This is a genomic window from Anaerotignum faecicola, from assembly GCA_024460105.1.
GTDB lineage: Bacteria > Bacillota > Clostridia > Lachnospirales > Anaerotignaceae > JANFXS01.
The window spans coordinates 1-400 of sequence record JANFXS010000502.1 but is presented as its reverse complement, the minus strand read 5'-3'; the positions used below and the strand labels follow the sequence as shown (position 1 = coordinate 400).

General features: G+C 47.5%; 1 protein-coding gene. It reads left to right on the top strand.

Translation table 11 applies throughout. The features are described 5' to 3' along the window. Window positions 1–18 precede the first annotated feature (18 nt). The coding region (locus NE664_15095) for a sensor histidine kinase (GenBank protein ID MCQ4727959.1) at window positions 19–400 on the top strand (382 nt) is incomplete at its 3' end.

Below are 400 nucleotides of genomic sequence, written 5' to 3'. Positions count from 1 at the left end.
AGAATGATAGAATTTCAGATGCTGGCCAATCAGATTAATCCTCACTTTCTGTTTAACACGCTGGAGACCATACGCATGAATGCCAGTACCCATAAGGACCCGGACACCGCTTATATTATCACGCAGCTGGGGAAAATGATGCGTTACAGCCTGCAGACTAAGGATCAGCTGGTGAGCCTTGCTCAGGAACTGGCTTATACGAGAAGTTATCTGGCGATTCAGCATTTCCGGTACCGGGAGAAAATCAGCTACGAGATCCTGGTAAGCGATGAGATCACACAGGATACTTATTATCTGATGCCGCTTTTGATCCAGCCTTTGGTGGAGAACGCCATCTCTCATGGCATCAGTCCCATGGACGGACCAGGGTTTCTGCTGATACATATTGAACCGGTAAAAG